This window comes from Alicyclobacillus herbarius DSM 13609 (genome assembly GCF_000430585.1).
In the GTDB taxonomy this organism is placed as follows: Bacteria; Bacillota; Bacilli; order Alicyclobacillales; family Alicyclobacillaceae; genus Alicyclobacillus_G; species Alicyclobacillus_G herbarius.
This window is the reverse complement of sequence record NZ_AUMH01000016.1, coordinates 63552-78376: the sequence shown is the minus strand read 5'-3', so window position 1 is coordinate 78376 and position 14825 is coordinate 63552. Positions and strand designations below refer to the sequence as shown.

Annotated in this window: 15 protein-coding genes; 14 read left to right on the top strand and 1 reads right to left on the bottom strand. The window is 56.5% G+C overall.

The genetic code is table 11. The features are described from left to right. Positions 1-22: 22 nt before the first annotated feature. Entirely contained in the window at positions 23-874 is an 852-nt protein-coding gene (gene ku, locus H522_RS19155; protein WP_081412101.1) for a non-homologous end joining protein Ku, read from the top strand. A gap of 34 nt (positions 875-908) precedes the next feature. Here ku and H522_RS0111940 read toward each other — a convergent pair whose 3' ends face one another. Further along, a complete protein-coding gene (locus H522_RS0111940) occupies positions 909-1772 on the bottom strand; it encodes an ATP-dependent DNA ligase (RefSeq protein ID WP_026962489.1) in 864 nt (287 codons plus the stop codon). A gap of 88 nt (positions 1773-1860) precedes the next feature. On the opposite strand from H522_RS0111940, the gene ligD reads away from it, so the two are divergent. The 13 genes from ligD (at position 1861) to aroA (ending at position 14807) form a co-directional block, all read left to right on the top strand. Continuing rightward, positions 1861-2769, top strand: a complete 909-nt coding sequence (gene ligD, locus H522_RS0111935; RefSeq protein WP_026962488.1) for a non-homologous end-joining DNA ligase — start codon at positions 1861-1863, stop codon at positions 2767-2769. Between the two features lie 79 nt (positions 2770-2848). Next, positions 2849-3649, top strand: coding sequence for an S-methyl-5'-thioadenosine phosphorylase (gene mtnP / locus H522_RS0111930; protein ID WP_026962487.1), 801 nt, complete (start codon positions 2849-2851; stop codon positions 3647-3649). Between the two features lies 1 nt (position 3650). Then, positions 3651-4703: an S-methyl-5-thioribose-1-phosphate isomerase gene (gene mtnA, locus H522_RS0111925; RefSeq protein WP_026962486.1), complete on the top strand. Its 1053-nt coding sequence runs from the start codon at positions 3651-3653 to the stop codon at positions 4701-4703. A gap of 42 nt (positions 4704-4745) precedes the next feature. Next, the gene (locus H522_RS19150) at positions 4746-6068 is read left to right on the top strand and encodes an amidohydrolase (protein WP_035453710.1); all 1323 of its coding nucleotides are present in this window, start codon (positions 4746-4748) and stop codon (positions 6066-6068) included. Between the two features lie 143 nt (positions 6069-6211). After that, positions 6212-7192 (top strand): 5'/3'-nucleotidase SurE, encoded by a 981-nt coding sequence (gene surE / locus H522_RS19145; RefSeq protein WP_081412100.1) that lies wholly within the window; start codon positions 6212-6214, stop codon positions 7190-7192. A gap of 4 nt (positions 7193-7196) precedes the next feature. Beyond that, positions 7197-7706 (top strand): hypothetical protein, encoded by a 510-nt coding sequence (locus tag H522_RS0111910; protein WP_155836405.1) that lies wholly within the window; start codon positions 7197-7199, stop codon positions 7704-7706. Between the two features lie 99 nt (positions 7707-7805). Further along, positions 7806-8318, top strand: coding sequence for a hypothetical protein (locus H522_RS0111905; RefSeq protein ID WP_051344217.1), 513 nt, complete (start codon positions 7806-7808; stop codon positions 8316-8318). Between the two features lie 118 nt (positions 8319-8436). Next, a complete protein-coding gene (locus H522_RS0111900) occupies positions 8437-9867 on the top strand; it encodes an ATP-dependent metallopeptidase FtsH/Yme1/Tma family protein (protein ID WP_245578099.1) in 1431 nt (476 codons plus the stop codon). Positions 9868-10106: 239 nt separating this feature from the next. Then, positions 10107-11402 carry an asparagine--tRNA ligase gene (asnS, locus tag H522_RS0111895; RefSeq protein WP_026962482.1) on the top strand — a complete coding sequence of 432 codons (1296 nt, stop codon included), beginning with the start codon at positions 10107-10109 and terminating at the stop codon, positions 11400-11402. A gap of 37 nt (positions 11403-11439) precedes the next feature. Next, on the top strand, positions 11440-12189 hold the full coding sequence (locus H522_RS0111890; RefSeq protein WP_026962481.1) for a DnaD domain protein: 750 nt from the start codon (positions 11440-11442) through the stop codon (positions 12187-12189). Between the two features lie 143 nt (positions 12190-12332). Further along, on the top strand, positions 12333-12485 hold the full coding sequence (locus tag H522_RS21575; protein ID WP_162143507.1) for a hypothetical protein: 153 nt from the start codon (positions 12333-12335) through the stop codon (positions 12483-12485). 6 nt (positions 12486-12491) lie between these two features. Beyond that, entirely contained in the window at positions 12492-13295 is an 804-nt protein-coding gene (locus H522_RS0111880; protein WP_026962480.1) for a ZIP family metal transporter, read from the top strand. Between the two features lie 219 nt (positions 13296-13514). Beyond that, a complete protein-coding gene (gene aroA / locus H522_RS0111875) occupies positions 13515-14807 on the top strand; it encodes a 3-phosphoshikimate 1-carboxyvinyltransferase (protein ID WP_245578098.1) in 1293 nt (430 codons plus the stop codon). Positions 14808-14825 lie beyond the last annotated feature (18 nt).

The following is a 14825-nucleotide window of genomic DNA, read 5'->3' as shown; positions in this document are numbered from 1 at the left end:
GGGGCGATGCCAGGTGCACGCAATGTGGAAGGGAGCGGTCAGCTTTGGACTGGTCAACGTACCCGTGCGAATGTTTGCCGCCACCGAGTCAAAAGACCTGAAATTTCGATATTTACACCGCGAGTGTAAGACTCCGATTCAGTACACGCGGACTTGTCCGCACTGTGAGCGCCCGGTTGAATGGGCTGAGATTGTCCGCGGGTATGAATACGAGCCAAACCGGTTTGTCGTCCTCGACGAGGAAGACTGGAAACAGGTCGAAAAGACGCGGTCACATACGATTGATATTGTCGATTTTGTGAACCTTTCCGATATCGATCCGGTGTATTACGACAAAACGTATTATTTATCCCCGGAGCCGGCGGGAACCAAGGCCTATCAACTGCTACAGAAGGCGATGCGCGAAACAAGCAAGTGCGCCATTGCGAAAACCGTCCTGCGCAATTCGGAAACGCTGGCTTGTGTTCGTATTTACGGGGATGTGCTCGTGGTTGAAACCTTGTTTTGGCCTGCTGAAGTGCGCAGTACCCAGGAACTGCCGACCCCAGAACCAATCCCAGACGTCAGCCAGCAGGAACTGGACATGGCGGTCATGCTCGTCGAGCAGCTAGCCGGACCCTTTCAGCCGGAAAAATACACGGACGAACGCCGCGAGACGTTGTTGGCCATGATTCAGCAGAAATTGGAGAACAAGCAGGTTGTGGCGCCGGCGGCCGCCGAACCAGAGACCAATATTGTCGACCTGATGCAAGCGTTGCAGGAGAGCATTCGTCGAACATCGGAGGCCAAAGGAACCCCGCTTGCCCCAACTGCTGCCGCAGCGCTGACGGAGAGCGTGAAACCGAAGCGGACACGACGAAAGCGAAGTTCATAAGAATACGCCCCCTTTGGCGCCGTACACGAACGGGCTACGGCCACTCGATCCGCACGACCACCGGGTGTCGCAGCATTGCCGTATCCGTCCATTCGAGGTAACGAATGACGAAGCGAATTCCCGGCGGTAGAGCACGCCAATCGGGGCGATGCGGCTCTGGGGAAGCGGAACAAGCCGCCAATTTCACCCAATCTTTTTTGTCGATTCCTGTCGCCACAGCGCCGGCCGGATGGGAAAGGTCCGGCCGTTCCCCGACAACGACGGAGGCAGGTCGTCCATCGCGCGTGACGAGATACAGCCCGTCCAGGGTAATGTACCGCCAACACTTCACTTTCTGCCATTCCGCTCGCTTCTCTCCTGGGTAGTAGTAGCTTCCGGCCCGCTTGGCGACGATTCCTTCCATGCCGAGTTCCTGCATGCGCTCGTACAACGCGTTCCCATCCGAGAAGTTGTCGCTGACCTGAACCAACCCCGACTGGCTTACGACCTGGCGTAGTTGTTCCTGTCGAACTTCAAATCCCTGGTCGAAAAGCGAAGTCCCGCGGACAGAAAGACAGTCGAACACGACATAGACAATCGGGATGTCTGTTCGTGGCCGGTGCGCTAAGTCTCGGCGCAGGACCTGACGAAACTGCGGCTTTCCATTTGTGCCAAGGCTTATCACTTCCCCGTCCAAGACAAAAAATTCCGTCAACTGTGCCAAAGCCCAGTTGACCAATTCCGGATACGTCTTGGTTCGGTCCCGTCCCTTTCGGTTCCAGAGACGAATCGCATCGCCTTGCCGTTCCATCAACAATCGAACCCCATCCCATTTAACCTGAAAATGAAATTCAGGTCCTTGGTTGGGAGCAGGCTTTAGGATGGGTTCCATCGGCCTAAGCCCGAACAAGGAATCCATATCGTTTCACTCCTCCTCTGGCAGCGATTGCTTGCATCAAATCCCCGGTTCAATTGACACAGTAAGAGCACAAGGGAGGTGTGCGAAGATGGGCACGCGCATAAAACACGTCGTTTTCACCCATCCGGATAAACTGCTCTGGCCCAAGGCCGGGATTCGCAAAGCGGATTACGCCAAGTATTTGCTCGCCATGGCCCCTTACATACTCCCGCACTTGGCAGACAGGCCCATCACGATGATTCGTTTTCCAGACGGTATTGAAGGCCACGCCTTTTATCAACGAGACGTACCTCCAGGTGCCCCGGAATGGGTCCATACCGTTCCCGTATGGTCGGAGGAACGTCAGGCGCACATCCACTACGTGCTGGTAGATTCTGAGCAAACCTTGGTTTGGTTGGCCAACCTAGCCTGCCTGGAGATCCATGTGGGATTTGCCCGCGTTCAGAACGAACAAGAGCCCATCGCCTTAGCGTTTGATCTCGATCCGTCCGTCCCGGGTTTCGAGCCGGTGCGGGAGGTGGCCATGGTGCTGCACGACTTGCTGGATGGGCTCGGTCTGCCCCATGTCGCGAAGACCTCGGGCGCCACTGGGCTGCAGGTGTTTATTCCCCTGACGCCCGGACATACCTATCAGGAAACCCGCCGATTTACGCGTCTGGTGGCCGAGTACCTACGACAGCGATTACCGCGCGTGGTGACCTTGGAGCGGCGCCGGCGTGACCGAGGGGACAAGGTGTATGTCGACTACCCCCAGTTTGGCCATCACCGGACGCTGATTGCGCCTTACAGCGCGCGCGCCACCGAACAGGCTACCGTTTCCGCCCCCGTGACTTGGGAAGAGTTAACCCGCGGAGCGATGCCGGAATGGTTTCGGATTGATAACATGCCGGCGCGCGTACAGCGGATGGGGGACATCTTCAATCCGCCTGCGGCCAATTTACATGAGATTTTGCGTTTTCTCTCGCAGACTGCCAATTTCTCGCCCAATCCCGTATAATTGAACCATCCCGCCGGACAAACCAAGCCTTCGTTCGGCAAATTGAATTCGATACATAAGCGAAAACAGGAGCGAATCCATGCAGGCAAAGTTTGCGATTATCGGTGGCACCGGTGTGTATGATCCCGCCCTTTTAGAGGCACCGGAAACGTATCAGATCGAGACCCCATTCGGGACCTGTGAAGTAACCATTGGCCGCTTTCACGATAAAAGCGTTGCCTTCATTCCACGGCATGGACGAGGCCACCAGGTTCCTCCGCACCGAATCAACTACCGCGCCAACCTCTGGGCGTTAAAAGAGATCGGCGTTGAACAGGTACTTGCCACGACCGCGGTCGGATCGTTAACCAGGGAGGTGGAGCCTGGGTCGTTTGTTATTGTTGACGACTTTATGGACTTCACGCGCTCCCGTCCACTCACCTTTTTTGAACAGGGCAAGGTGGTCCACGTCGACATGTCCGATCCATACTGTGCACGACTTCGTCATCACTTGCGTGACAAAGCCGACCAACTCGGCATCGCCGTTCACGCGTGTGGAACATACGTTTGTACAGACGGCCCACGCTTTGAAACGGCAGCGGAAATCCGCATGTATGCCGCACTGGGAGGCACGGTCGTGGGCATGACCAGTGTTCCGGAGGTGGTTCTGGCGAAAGAGTGCGAGTTGTGCTATGCCACCGTCTGTATGGTGACCAATTACGGAACCGGGCTTTCGTCCACGCCGCTCACCCACCAAGAGGTTGTAGAACAGATGGCGGCCAACGTGGAGAAGATTCGCACCTGGTTCTTTGCCGTGATTGACGAACTGGACGGGCCGCGCACCTGTGCGTGTTCCCATGCCGTCAGCGGGCAAGGAGAATTGACAAAGGGAGAGAACTGACCTGAACGCGCTGAACTGGACAGGGCAGTCCCTGCGACTTCTCGATCAGAGAAAGCTGCCGCACGAAGAGGTCTGGGAGGAATTTACCCAACCTGCGGACGTGGCGGATGCGATTCTCCATATGAAGGTGCGCGGGGCGCCCGCAATTGCGGCCGCAGCCGCGTACGGAATCGCGCTTGGCGGGCTGCAGTTGCCGGCGACTGAGTCGGCAGCTTCCGTGCGGGATAAGTTGGAGCGAGTGTGCAAACAAATGGCGGAAACCCGTCCCACGGCCGTCAACTTGTTTTGGGTCATTGGCCGCATGAAACGCGTCCTTGAGGCGTGGGACGGAGACAACCTAAATGTGCTGAAGAAGGCACTCGTCGCAGAAGCGGACCACATAGCCAAGGAAGACATTGAAATCAACCGTCAAATCGGACGCAACGGGGCAAAGCTCATCGCCCGGCGCGGCCGGGTGGCTATCTTGACTCACTGCAACACCGGGTCTTTGGCGACAGCCGGATACGGGACGGCATTAGGCGTAATTCGAGCCCTGCACGAAATGGGCCGGCTGGCCCGGGTGTTTGTGGATGAAACGCGCCCGTACTTGCAGGGAGCCCGGCTGACCGCTTATGAATTGGGGCAAGAGAACATCCCGCACCTGCTGATTACGGACAGTATGGCCGCGTACTATATGCAGCAAGGCGCGATTGACGCCGTCGTCGTCGGGGCGGACCGCATTGCGGCCAACGGAGACACGGCGAATAAAATCGGGACCTACGCGGTGGCCGTCTTGGCTCATCATCACCGGATTCCCTTTTACGTCGCTGCCCCCGTTTCCACGTTTGACTTGACCATTGCGGACGGGGCAGCAATTCCGATTGAGCAGCGGGCGCCGGAAGAAGTCACTCATTTTGCCGGGGTCCGGATCGCGCCAGAGCGCACCCCAGCAGCTCATCCGGCCTTCGATGTCACGCCGCACGAACTGATTCAGGCCATCATTTGTGAAAAAGGGGTCATTGACCGGCCGGATCGCGAAAAAATCGCCACCGTCCTCGGTGACATCAGACCCTAACGCGCCCGGCCGAACGACTTCGTAAAAGAAAGGAAGCAGGACATGAAGACCATCTTGGACGTGGGCGCTGCAGTCTGTGCATCGGATTGCGTGTACAATCAGCCCGTGCGCATCACCATCGCAGACGGAAAAATTGAAGCGGTGGAACCCTGGCCCGAGTCGAGCCGGATGCACCTGGGTGAACGAGGGGATACCGCAGAAACGGTGCAATACATTCGCAGGCCCCGCGCGTTGGCGATTCCTGGACTCATCAATACGCACGGACACGCGGCAATGACACTTCTGCGCGGCGCTGGGGATGACCTTCCGCTCATGCGCTGGCTGGAGGAAAAGGTCTATCCATTGGAAGCAAAACTGACCCGGGACGCGATTTATTGGGGAACGCAGTTGGCCTGCTGGGAGATGATTCGTTCCGGGACAACCTGCTTTACGGATATGTATTTTCAGATGCACGCGGCCGCAGAAGCAGTCTTGGAAAGCGGGCTGCGAGCCGTCCTAAGCTGGGGTGTAGTAGGTTTAGACGAGGCCGGAAGAAAGAACGGAATCGCGAATTCACGCGCCTTTGTCGGTCAGTGGCAAGGGGTCAGCGACCGGCTCGCGGTGACACTGGGGCCGCACGCCCCGTATACCTGTCCCCCTGATTATTTGCGCGAGATTGCGGAATTAGCTGGGGAACTCGGTGTGCCGATACAAATTCACCTATCGGAGACCCGCTCAGAAGTTGAACAGAGCTTTCAGCTGTACGGCCGCTCCCCGATCGCCCACGCCGAGTCGTGTGGTTTGTTCGATGTCCCTGTGTTAGCGGCGCATTGCGTGCATGTCAGCGACGAAGACATCGCGCTCATGGCTCGCCGTCAGGTTCGGGTCGCGCATAACCCACAGAGCAACCTCAAGCTTGGGTCCGGGGTTGCGCCCGTGAGCAAAATGTTAGCATCCGGTGTTTCTGTCGGTTTGGGCACCGATGGCGCAGCCAGCAACAACAACCTAGATATGTTTGAGGAAATGCGTTTGGCCGCAACCCTACACAAAGGTTATCTCATGGACGCAACGGTTGTGCCTGCCCCGGCTGCGTTTGAGATGGCGACTGAGACAGGCGCAGAATGCGTATTTTTACCGAAAGGTCACGGCACCTTAACTCCCGGTGCGGCGGCGGATATCACCCTGCTGGACTTGGACAGCCCGCATTTCGTGCCGAGGTTCGATCTACTTTCCAACGTGGTCTACGCCGCGGGCGCCGATGATGTGACGGACGTGATTGTAGCCGGTCGACAGCTGCTCTCCAACCGGGAACCGCTCACCCTCGATGTGGAACGCATTCGGTATGAATCGCGAAACATCGAAGCACACTTGAAGGCGCAGCAATAAGGCCTACATGGTCGCCCGCGTAGTGTAGGTTTCATTTAGTCTCGGGTGTAGCAAGAGCGTGCATGCGCTCTGACGCGTGTTTATAGCACGGGCGAGGGTCCGGCCGTATGTGACGAGAATGATGGCAGGAGAGGAGACAACGCATGCGCATATTGGTTTGCAACGACGATGGCATCGAGGCGCCAGGGATTCGCGCGATCGCCCAAATCCTGACAACCGTGGGGGAGGTCACCGTGGTCGCTCCCGATGGGCAGCGATCCGCCTCCAGTCATGGGATGTCGTTGCACGGGACGATTTGGGTGGAGCCACGTGAGCTCGGTCTATCCGGGATAAAGTCTGCCTACGCGGTACACGGAACCCCGGTCGACTGCGTAAAGTGGGCCCTCAGCCGTCTCGCTCAGAATACTCCGTTTGATCTGGTGGTATCCGGCATCAACCAGGGTCCGAACCTGGCGACGGACGTCCTATATTCCGGCACGGTTGCTGCAGCAGGAGAGGCAGCGGTACAAGGTGTCCCGGCCATTGCCTTTTCTTTACAGGGCCCCCCGTTTCCGTTCTCTGAGGCCGCACAGAAGGCTTTGCAACTCATTCAGCATCTCGAGGACTTCCCGTGGCCAGCGGATACCTTCCTGAGCGTCAACTTTCCCGCTGACGTTCATATGGAAACGAATGTGGCCGTAACCCAACTGGGGGTTCGCGGGTTTCGGGATGCTTTTGTCGAGGTCGATAAGTCTGGTACCCGGGTTGGATATCGATATTCCGGGGAGGAGCTGGAAGAACCCGGCGGACAAGAGACGGATGTTGCGGCGGTACGCCGTGGACATATCAGCATCACCCCGTTGCGCTACCATTTTACAAATCACGAGATCGTTGATAGTCTAAAGTTGTATCTCAGACAACCTAAAGACACGCCTGCTGTGGAAACACAAGCGCCTATCGGCGCAACCGCAGCAAAAGCGCATGAACGGGTTATTATCGGTACGCATACCTGCACGAGAACGGATGACCTGTATCAATTGGTCGATTTTTTGAATCGAAATTTAAAGGAAAAAGATGTAATTTTCGGGTTATCGTTAGACAAACAGAACTCGAATAAAATGATTCTGACGATGTATCGGGCGTGAACGTATGAACTCTGCGAAAATATGGCTCATCACCGGGTGTCTTATTGTGGCCATGGCCGCAGCGGGTGCCGGCTTGGCGCTTTGGAATCAAGTGGATAACGAGTGGCAGGCGGAGGCATCCGCTGCGGAGTATGCATTGAACCACTCCCCATTGGAAAAGATTTCGGGACACATCGTGTTCACCGGCGGCAACGTGCAAGAAGTGTTTTATGGGGATGACATGTTTGGCAGGAAATGGTATACCTTTGTGACAGAGAACCCTCTTCACGCATATTCCATTCCAGCATCAAAGGTGATTCCCAAACAAAAAGTTGAACAGCTTGCTCGTGCTGCGAGAATTGAGACCGTCGATGTCGAACTGGGTTGCGTTCCGGCGAGCAACCGCTTATCCACCAAGCCGAAGCAAGACCAGATTGTCTGGGAGGTATACGGGTACCACGGCGGTAAATCGGAGTACGTCTACTACGACGCCGTCAGCGGGAAGCGTTTATGGCAATATGTGTTGTCAACATAATGTGTTTGTGCGTGATATACTTAGCATGTATCGGCCAGTCTGACCATCCTTATGTCTCCGCAAGAGACTGAGCCGGTGTCTCGGAAAGGGGCGAGGTTGGTGTCGCGAGTTCGCCTCGTGCCAATCATTCTTATCGCCGTAATCACACTCGCCATCCTCTTTGGGGGTTGGCAGGCGTATCTTCATTTCAACATGATTGGACCTTTGGAGACACACCTCTCCAGCATAGCCGGCGTGCGTTCGGCTGTGGTGGAAGGGGGTCAACCCACAACGGTGCGCATTCAGTTGGGGAATGTGGACGACCTGGAAACAACCTATCAGAAGATCTATAACCAGGTTTCCCAGTCGCTTGGAAGCAACGTCGATATATCGATTCAAGATACGCGCGACACTCAATTGACAAAAGAATATCAGAAACTTACACCGGCTCTTTTGGAAGGGATTGCGAAAGGGAATTACACGGAGATGATAGCCTCCGTGGAGAAACAAGCTGTGAAGGACGGCTTTCGTGCAACCATCACCATGGATAAAAGCTACGTCTATGTGCAAATGAGCGAAGGGTCTCACCATTTGTACGACGTCTTTAAATATACATCGCATCAAGGGGGGTAGTGTCGTGATCAAAGAATGGCTCATTGGCGTTGGAATCGCAATCACGCTATTCCTGCTCTACCTTCGAATCAATGTTCTCCCCCTCGTTTTTTTAGTTGGGATGGGAGTTTTTCTTTGGATGATGTTGGAGCGTCGCGGAAACCCTTTGGCCAGCGTGCGGGAAGCGCCGGTCAAGCACCAGGTGACGTTCGCGGATGTTGGCGGCCAGGAACACGCCAAGCGGGAGCTTATGGAAGCCTTGGATTTTTTGCGCCATCGGGATCGCATCAAATCGCTTGGAATTCGCCCCCTCAAAGGCATTTTGCTCACGGGCCCGCCGGGGACCGGTAAGACGCTGATGGCCAAAGCGGCTGCCACGTACACCGATTCGGTCTTTTTGTCCGCATCTGGGTCTGAGTTTGTCGAGATGTACGTGGGGGTGGGTGCCCAGCGTGTGCGCGAACTGTTCCGCAGGGCCCGAACCATGGCCAAGAAGGAAAACAAGGACAGCGCCATCATCTTCATCGACGAAATTGATGTCCTTGGTGGCCGACGAGGACAATACAGCCATCAGGAATACGACCAGACGTTGAATCAGCTGCTCACGGAAATGGATGGGATGTCGACGACGCAATCCCCGCTGGTGTTGTTAATTGCGGCGACAAACCGACCCGATATTCTCGATCCGGCCTTGCTTCGTCCGGGGCGATTTGACCGACAAATCAAGGTCGATCTCCCGGATAAGGAAGGACGGCTGCATATCTTACGGATTCAGACGAAGGGCAAGCCGCTCGCAGGGGACGTCGACCTAGAGCACATCGCGCGGGAGACGTTTGGTTTCTCCGGCGCCCAGTTGGAATCTTTGGTCAATGAGGCGGCGATCATTGCGCTCCGTCAAGGGAAGTCGGAGATCACCCAAGAAATGTTCCGGGATGCAGTGGACAAGGTATTGATGGGGGAGAAGACTGGACGCAAGCCCACGGAGGACGAGCTGCGCCGCGTGGCGGTGCACGAGTTGGGGCATGCGATTATCAGCGAATTGATGCGTCCGGGCACTGTGTCACACATTACCATCGCACCGCGCGGCAATGCCTTGGGCTTTGTCCGCCAAATCCCAGAACACGACCGGTATCTGTATACCCAGGATCACCTCCTGCAGCAAATCAATGTGGCTTTGGCCGGCTGCTTAGCGGAAGAGCTGCATTACGGAGACCGGAGCACGGGAGCGCAGAATGACTTTGTGCAGGCCTCCCAGTTGGCCCGAACGATGGTAAAATGCGGCCTGTCCCGCATCGGGATTGTCGACGAAGAACACCTGCCGGAGTCTGTGCTGGATACCGAGGTGCGGCACATTTTGGCTGAACAAGAACGCGTTACGCGAGACCTGTTGGCTCCGTTTAAGGCCGACATCGCCCGATTCGCGTTTCATATTGTCGATGTGGAGAGCATTGGCGGAGACGAATTCCGCCGGTGGCTGCGCAGCGTGCAAAAGGCGTTGCCCGCGCCGCAGGAGGCTGCGGTCTTCCGAGCACCCGAGGTGCTTGGCCAGGGCGCCACGCTTGGAGTTTGATAAGGAGAACCAATCGATCCCGGTTAGATCCTGCATCGACACATCAGTTCATACCACACCTACGAAGTTTGAGGAACGGAAAATCGAAGCCATACACAAGTCTGGCTCTCCCTGTGGGGGCCGGGCTTCATTTGTCTTATAAGGCCGAATCAAGTCGACCTCCGGTCCCCTCGGCCTGATTCGTTTCTGCTATAATCAAGTTATCTTTGCTGGCAGAAAGAGCGACCGGGGGGACTCCAGTGAGCAATCGAACTACGATTCAGCACGTCGGTGATTTTGTTGGTCAAGCCGTCACCCTAAACGGGTGGTTGTACAATAAACGAAGCAGCGGCAAAATCTTGTTTTTGCAGGTTCGAGATGGGACAGGCTTCATTCAGTGTGTCGCGGTCCGAAGCGAGGTCGGCGATGAACTGTTCGAACGGTGCAAGCGCCTGACTCAGGAATCATCTGTAAAGGTAACGGGCATCGTCCGCCGCGACGAGCGGAGCCAGACAGGGTATGAACTATCGGTGACCGATGTACAGCTCGTTCACGAATCGGTCGATTACCCGATAACCCTCAAGGAGCATGGCGTGGACTTTTTGCTGGACCATCGTCATCTATGGATCCGCACGCCACGCCAGCGCGCCATTTTGAAAGTCCGTGCCGAGGTGCAGCGAGCCATCAGTGAATTCTTGGACAACCACGACTTCACGCGCATCGATCCGCCTATTTTAACACCATCCTCGTGCGAGGATACCACGGAATTGTTTCAAACGCGGTACTTTGAGGAAGAAGCCTATCTGACGCAAAGTGGTCAGATGTACTGCGAAGCGGCTGCCATGGCATTAGGGCGTGTGTATTCGATGGGTCCGACCTTCCGAGCGGAAAAGTCCAAGACGCGGCGTCACCTGATTGAGTTCTGGATGGTCGAGCCGGAAGTAGCGTATGCCACTCACGAGGACAACATGGCCCTTCAGGAACAACTGGTTTCGTACATCGTGGCCCATGTCCTCGACCACTGCCAGGCCGAACTTCAGGTCCTGGGACGGGACTGCATCAAACTGGCGAATGTCCGGCCGCCGTTTCCAAGGCTTACATACGATGAGGCCATTCGCTGGTTGCAGGAACAGGGGCACGACATCCAATGGGGTGACGACTTTGGCGCCCCACATGAGACCGCGTTGGCGTCTCAGTATGACCGTCCCGTATTCATCGAGCGCTATCCGACCCAGGTCAAAGCGTTTTACATGCAGCCAGATCCGGATCGACCAGAAGTCGTATTGTGCGATGACCTCTTGGCACCGGAAGGGTATGGAGAAATTGTCGGCGGAAGCCAACGTATTGATGATTACGATCTGTTGAAGCAGCGGTTTGAAGAACACAACCTGCCGATGGACGGGTACGGTTGGTACCTGGACTTGCGTCGGTTTGGATCGGTCCCGCACGCGGGGTTTGGTCTCGGTCTGGAACGAACCATCGCTTGGATTTGTGGATTGGAACACGTCCGAGAGGCCATTCCGTTCCCCCGGCTGTTGTATCGGTTGTATCCATAATTCCGGCAAAGAAATTCCGGCAAAGAAGGTATGCCTAATGATGCCGCCTGTTCGCACAGTCGATAATGCCGATTTCCTGGCGCACCCGTTCGTGGTTCTGCCAGTAGACCTGATTCAGGGCTGCAGTGCTCTGGGTCTCTCGCCGGCAGAATTCGTCGTGCTCGTTCAGGTGATAACGAGTGTTCAGACCCAGGAGGAAAGTTTTTTAACCCCGCAGGAGCTGGCCAATCGGTCTGGGCTCAGCCCACGTGAGGCGGGCGATGCGATTGGCCGCCTGGTTTCGCGCGGGCTTTTGTCCATCGGGGAACGCCTGGAGACCGATGGGACAAGGACCAACTACTTCGACCTCAGTCCACTGTGGCAACAACTGCGCGGAAAACCCACTTCCTCGTATGAGGCGTCCACCGTCTCGAAAGACCCATTTCAATTGTTTGAAGAGGAGTTTGGACGCCCGTTATCCGGCCTGGAATATGAACAGATTCGCCAGTGGCTGAGTCAAGACGGGCACCCCGAGTGGATGGTCGTCGAAGCGCTGCGCGAGGCGGTCCTCGCCAATAAGTTCAGTTTTAAATACATCGATCGCGTGCTCTTCGAATGGCAGCGCCATCGCATCCGTACTAGGCAAGAATTGGAAAGATACCGTGAAAGCTATCGCGAACGGCAGCAGAGCCGTCAGCAAATAGCCGCGACGAAGTCTCGCGCCAGCAGTCGCAAGCGCAGTCCAAATTTAAACGGGGCACGCGACGAGCGGTACGAAGCGTTTTATCAGTTGTTTCCGGACGCATAAAGAGATTGTTCTAACCCCCATTCGGATTTTCGGATTATACCTCTCAAGCACCTGCCTCCAGGCCGGTGCTTTTTTACGTACAAACGACACCTGTCTTGAACCATTTCCCGCGCTGAAACATGGAATGGGGGAAGGAGGGATCAGTGAACGTGGCCGAAGACATCATCCTCACGTTTTGTGGTCTGCCGCACGGCGTCATCCAACGGCCCATTGGACCGGTTATCGTGCCGCGGCCGCTTCTCGGTCGTATCCAGAGACCAGTCCCCGTGGTCCGTCCGCCCCGTTGGCCGAGGTGATGCCGCATGCCGCAGTGGATTGCGTGGGTCGCAGCCGTCCTCTGTGCCTTGGCGAGTGTCGCAGGAGCAGGATGGGTTATCTTTCGCCCGCCGCGCGAGTTCAGTCTCTCCAACACTCGCCTCCTTGCCGTGTTCGGCTTTGGGGCGGGCGTTTTCACGGCTATGGTCTTGGTGGATTTCTTGCCGGACGCCTTGGCGGCGGCTCATACGGGCATCCCCTTTGCCATGTTGGGGGGTACTGTCTGTCTATGGTTCCTCACCTATGTCATCGATCGACGCTTTGAACAACTCGATACGGCTACCCAAACCGAGCAGGTATTTGACGATCCGTTCGCTCAAGCGGATTCCGCACGCTTTCTCAGCCCCGCCAGCAGTTTGGTCATTCTCCTGTCCTTGGCTCTGCACAACCTGATTGAGGGCGGAGCCCTGGCAGCAGACGTGAGCGCAAACGAAGCCGGCGACTGGGTATTCGTCATAGGGATGGTATTGCATAAACTTCCGGAAGGCGCGCTCTGGGCGGTGGCTCTTCTGACCGGATTCCCAACCTTGTTGCAAACTCGACGCCATCTGTTCGCCATGCTGACCGTACCCGGTGTAACCTGCTTCCTCGGGGCCATGATTGGGGTCCACGTGCTGTCCCTGATGGCGTCGACTCTGGACTGGGTCATGGCGGTGCTGGCCGGAGCGCTCCTATACATCGCCTTTTCGGAGCTGTTGCCCGCCATGCGTTCGTTTTGGTCCAAACCCGTGGTCCTATCTTTCCTCCTCGGTGCCCTGGTGATCTCGCTGCTGACGGCATGGAGAGACTAAGATACATAAGATACAATGGAGAAAAGCCCTGCTTGCTGAGAAAGCGCGGAGAAATCAGACGCACCCTTTTGATGAAAGGAGAACACAGCATTCATGGCCGATTCGTCCAGCACTCATCAGAGCCCACAGCGATCGGGGGTACCTGGGTCCAGGCCGAGCGAGATCGGAGCCGATTTGGAGGCCCGGTCGCCTTGGTCGACCCTGTCGGAGGTATCCTCTGTGACCCTATCTCCACTCTCCCACCCCGTCAATGCGGACGCCGTCATCCCTGGCAGCAAAAGTTTCACCAATCGCGCGCTGATTATGGCGGCCATGGCTGACGGTCGTTCAGAACTTCGGGGCATCTTGCGCTCTGATGACTCCTATTGGTGTATGGAAAGCCTGAAAACCCTTGGAGTTTCTTGCCAAGTCCAAGACGACACGGTCTACATCGACGGGTGTTCCGGAGCATGGCCGGTGCATGAAGGGGAACTGTACATCGGGGCGGCTGGCACCAGTGCTCGTTTCCTGCCTGGAGCCCTGGCTGCTGCGCATCAGGGAAAGTGGACCGTGCGCGGCAGTGCGCGACTGAGTCAAAGACCGCTTCGTCCCTTGTTGGATGCCTTGGGGCAGCTTGGAGCCGACATCCAATTTTTGGAGCAGCCCGGTCAACTCCCGATTCAAGTCCACGGGAAAGGCTTGTCGCGAGGCCGGACGCAGATCTCCGGGAAGGTGTCCAGTCAATTTCTGAGCGGACTCCTCCTGGCAGCCCCATATGCTGATGGACCGGTAGAAATCATGCTCACCGACGAGATTGTCCAGCACGCCTACGTCTGGATTACAATTGACTTGATGAGGTCATTTGGCGCAACCGTCGAGGTCGATGAGGATTTCCGGTGCTTTCGGGTCTGGCCAGGCCATTATCGGGGACAATCGCTGCCATTGGAGGCCGACGCGTCCACAGCCTGTTACTTCTTTGCGCTCGCGGCCATTACCGGCGGCCGCGTGCGCGTGACCAACCTGTCTCGTTGCACCCGACAGCCGGACGCACGTTTTCCAGAGGTTCTGGCGCAGATGGGATGCCGCGTTGAAGAAGGGGATACATACATTGAGGTACAAGGTCCGGCCATACTCAAGGGTGGCATGGAGATTGACATGAAAGAGATGTCGGACCAGGCGCTGACCCTGGCCGCTGTATCCGTGTTCGCCGATGCCCCGGTTACGGTGAGAGGGGTGGCTCACATCCGCCACCACGAATCCAATCGCATCCAAGCGGTCTGCGAATCGTTGGGGAGACTCGGGATTCAGGCGCAGGAGCGAGAGGACGGGTTCACCATTGTTCCAGGTCCCATCCATGCCGCCGCCCTGGACTCCTATGATGACCACCGTGTCGCGATGTCTTGGTCCTTGATTGGCACACGCGTCCCGGGCATCCGCATTCTCGATCCCGGGTGTGTCAGTAAAACCTGCCCCACCTATTTCGAACTGCTCGAAAGTCTCGGTGTGGGCGTCCAATACCACAAAGAAACTTGATTCTCGTTCCGTAGAAGA

Bases quoted from the DNA above. Each gene is read 5' to 3' on its own strand.
- ku (WP_081412101.1), top strand. From the start codon at position 23: ATGTGGAAGGGAGCGGTCAGCTTTGGACTGGTCAACGTACCCGTGCGA.
- H522_RS0111940 (WP_026962489.1), bottom strand. From the start codon at position 1,772: ATGGATTCCTTGTTCGGGCTTAGGCCGATGGAACCCATCCTAAAGCCT.
- ligD (WP_026962488.1), top strand. From the start codon at position 1,861: ATGGGCACGCGCATAAAACACGTCGTTTTCACCCATCCGGATAAACTG.
- mtnP (WP_026962487.1), top strand. From the start codon at position 2,849: ATGCAGGCAAAGTTTGCGATTATCGGTGGCACCGGTGTGTATGATCCC.
- H522_RS19150 (WP_035453710.1), top strand. From the start codon at position 4,746: ATGAAGACCATCTTGGACGTGGGCGCTGCAGTCTGTGCATCGGATTGC.
- surE (WP_081412100.1), top strand. From the start codon at position 6,212: ATGCGCATATTGGTTTGCAACGACGATGGCATCGAGGCGCCAGGGATT.
- H522_RS0111910 (WP_155836405.1), top strand. From the start codon at position 7,197: ATGAACTCTGCGAAAATATGGCTCATCACCGGGTGTCTTATTGTGGCC.
- H522_RS0111900 (WP_245578099.1), top strand. From the start codon at position 8,437: ATGATGTTGGAGCGTCGCGGAAACCCTTTGGCCAGCGTGCGGGAAGCG.
- H522_RS0111890 (WP_026962481.1), top strand. From the start codon at position 11,440: ATGATGCCGCCTGTTCGCACAGTCGATAATGCCGATTTCCTGGCGCAC.
- H522_RS0111880 (WP_026962480.1), top strand. From the start codon at position 12,492: ATGCCGCAGTGGATTGCGTGGGTCGCAGCCGTCCTCTGTGCCTTGGCG.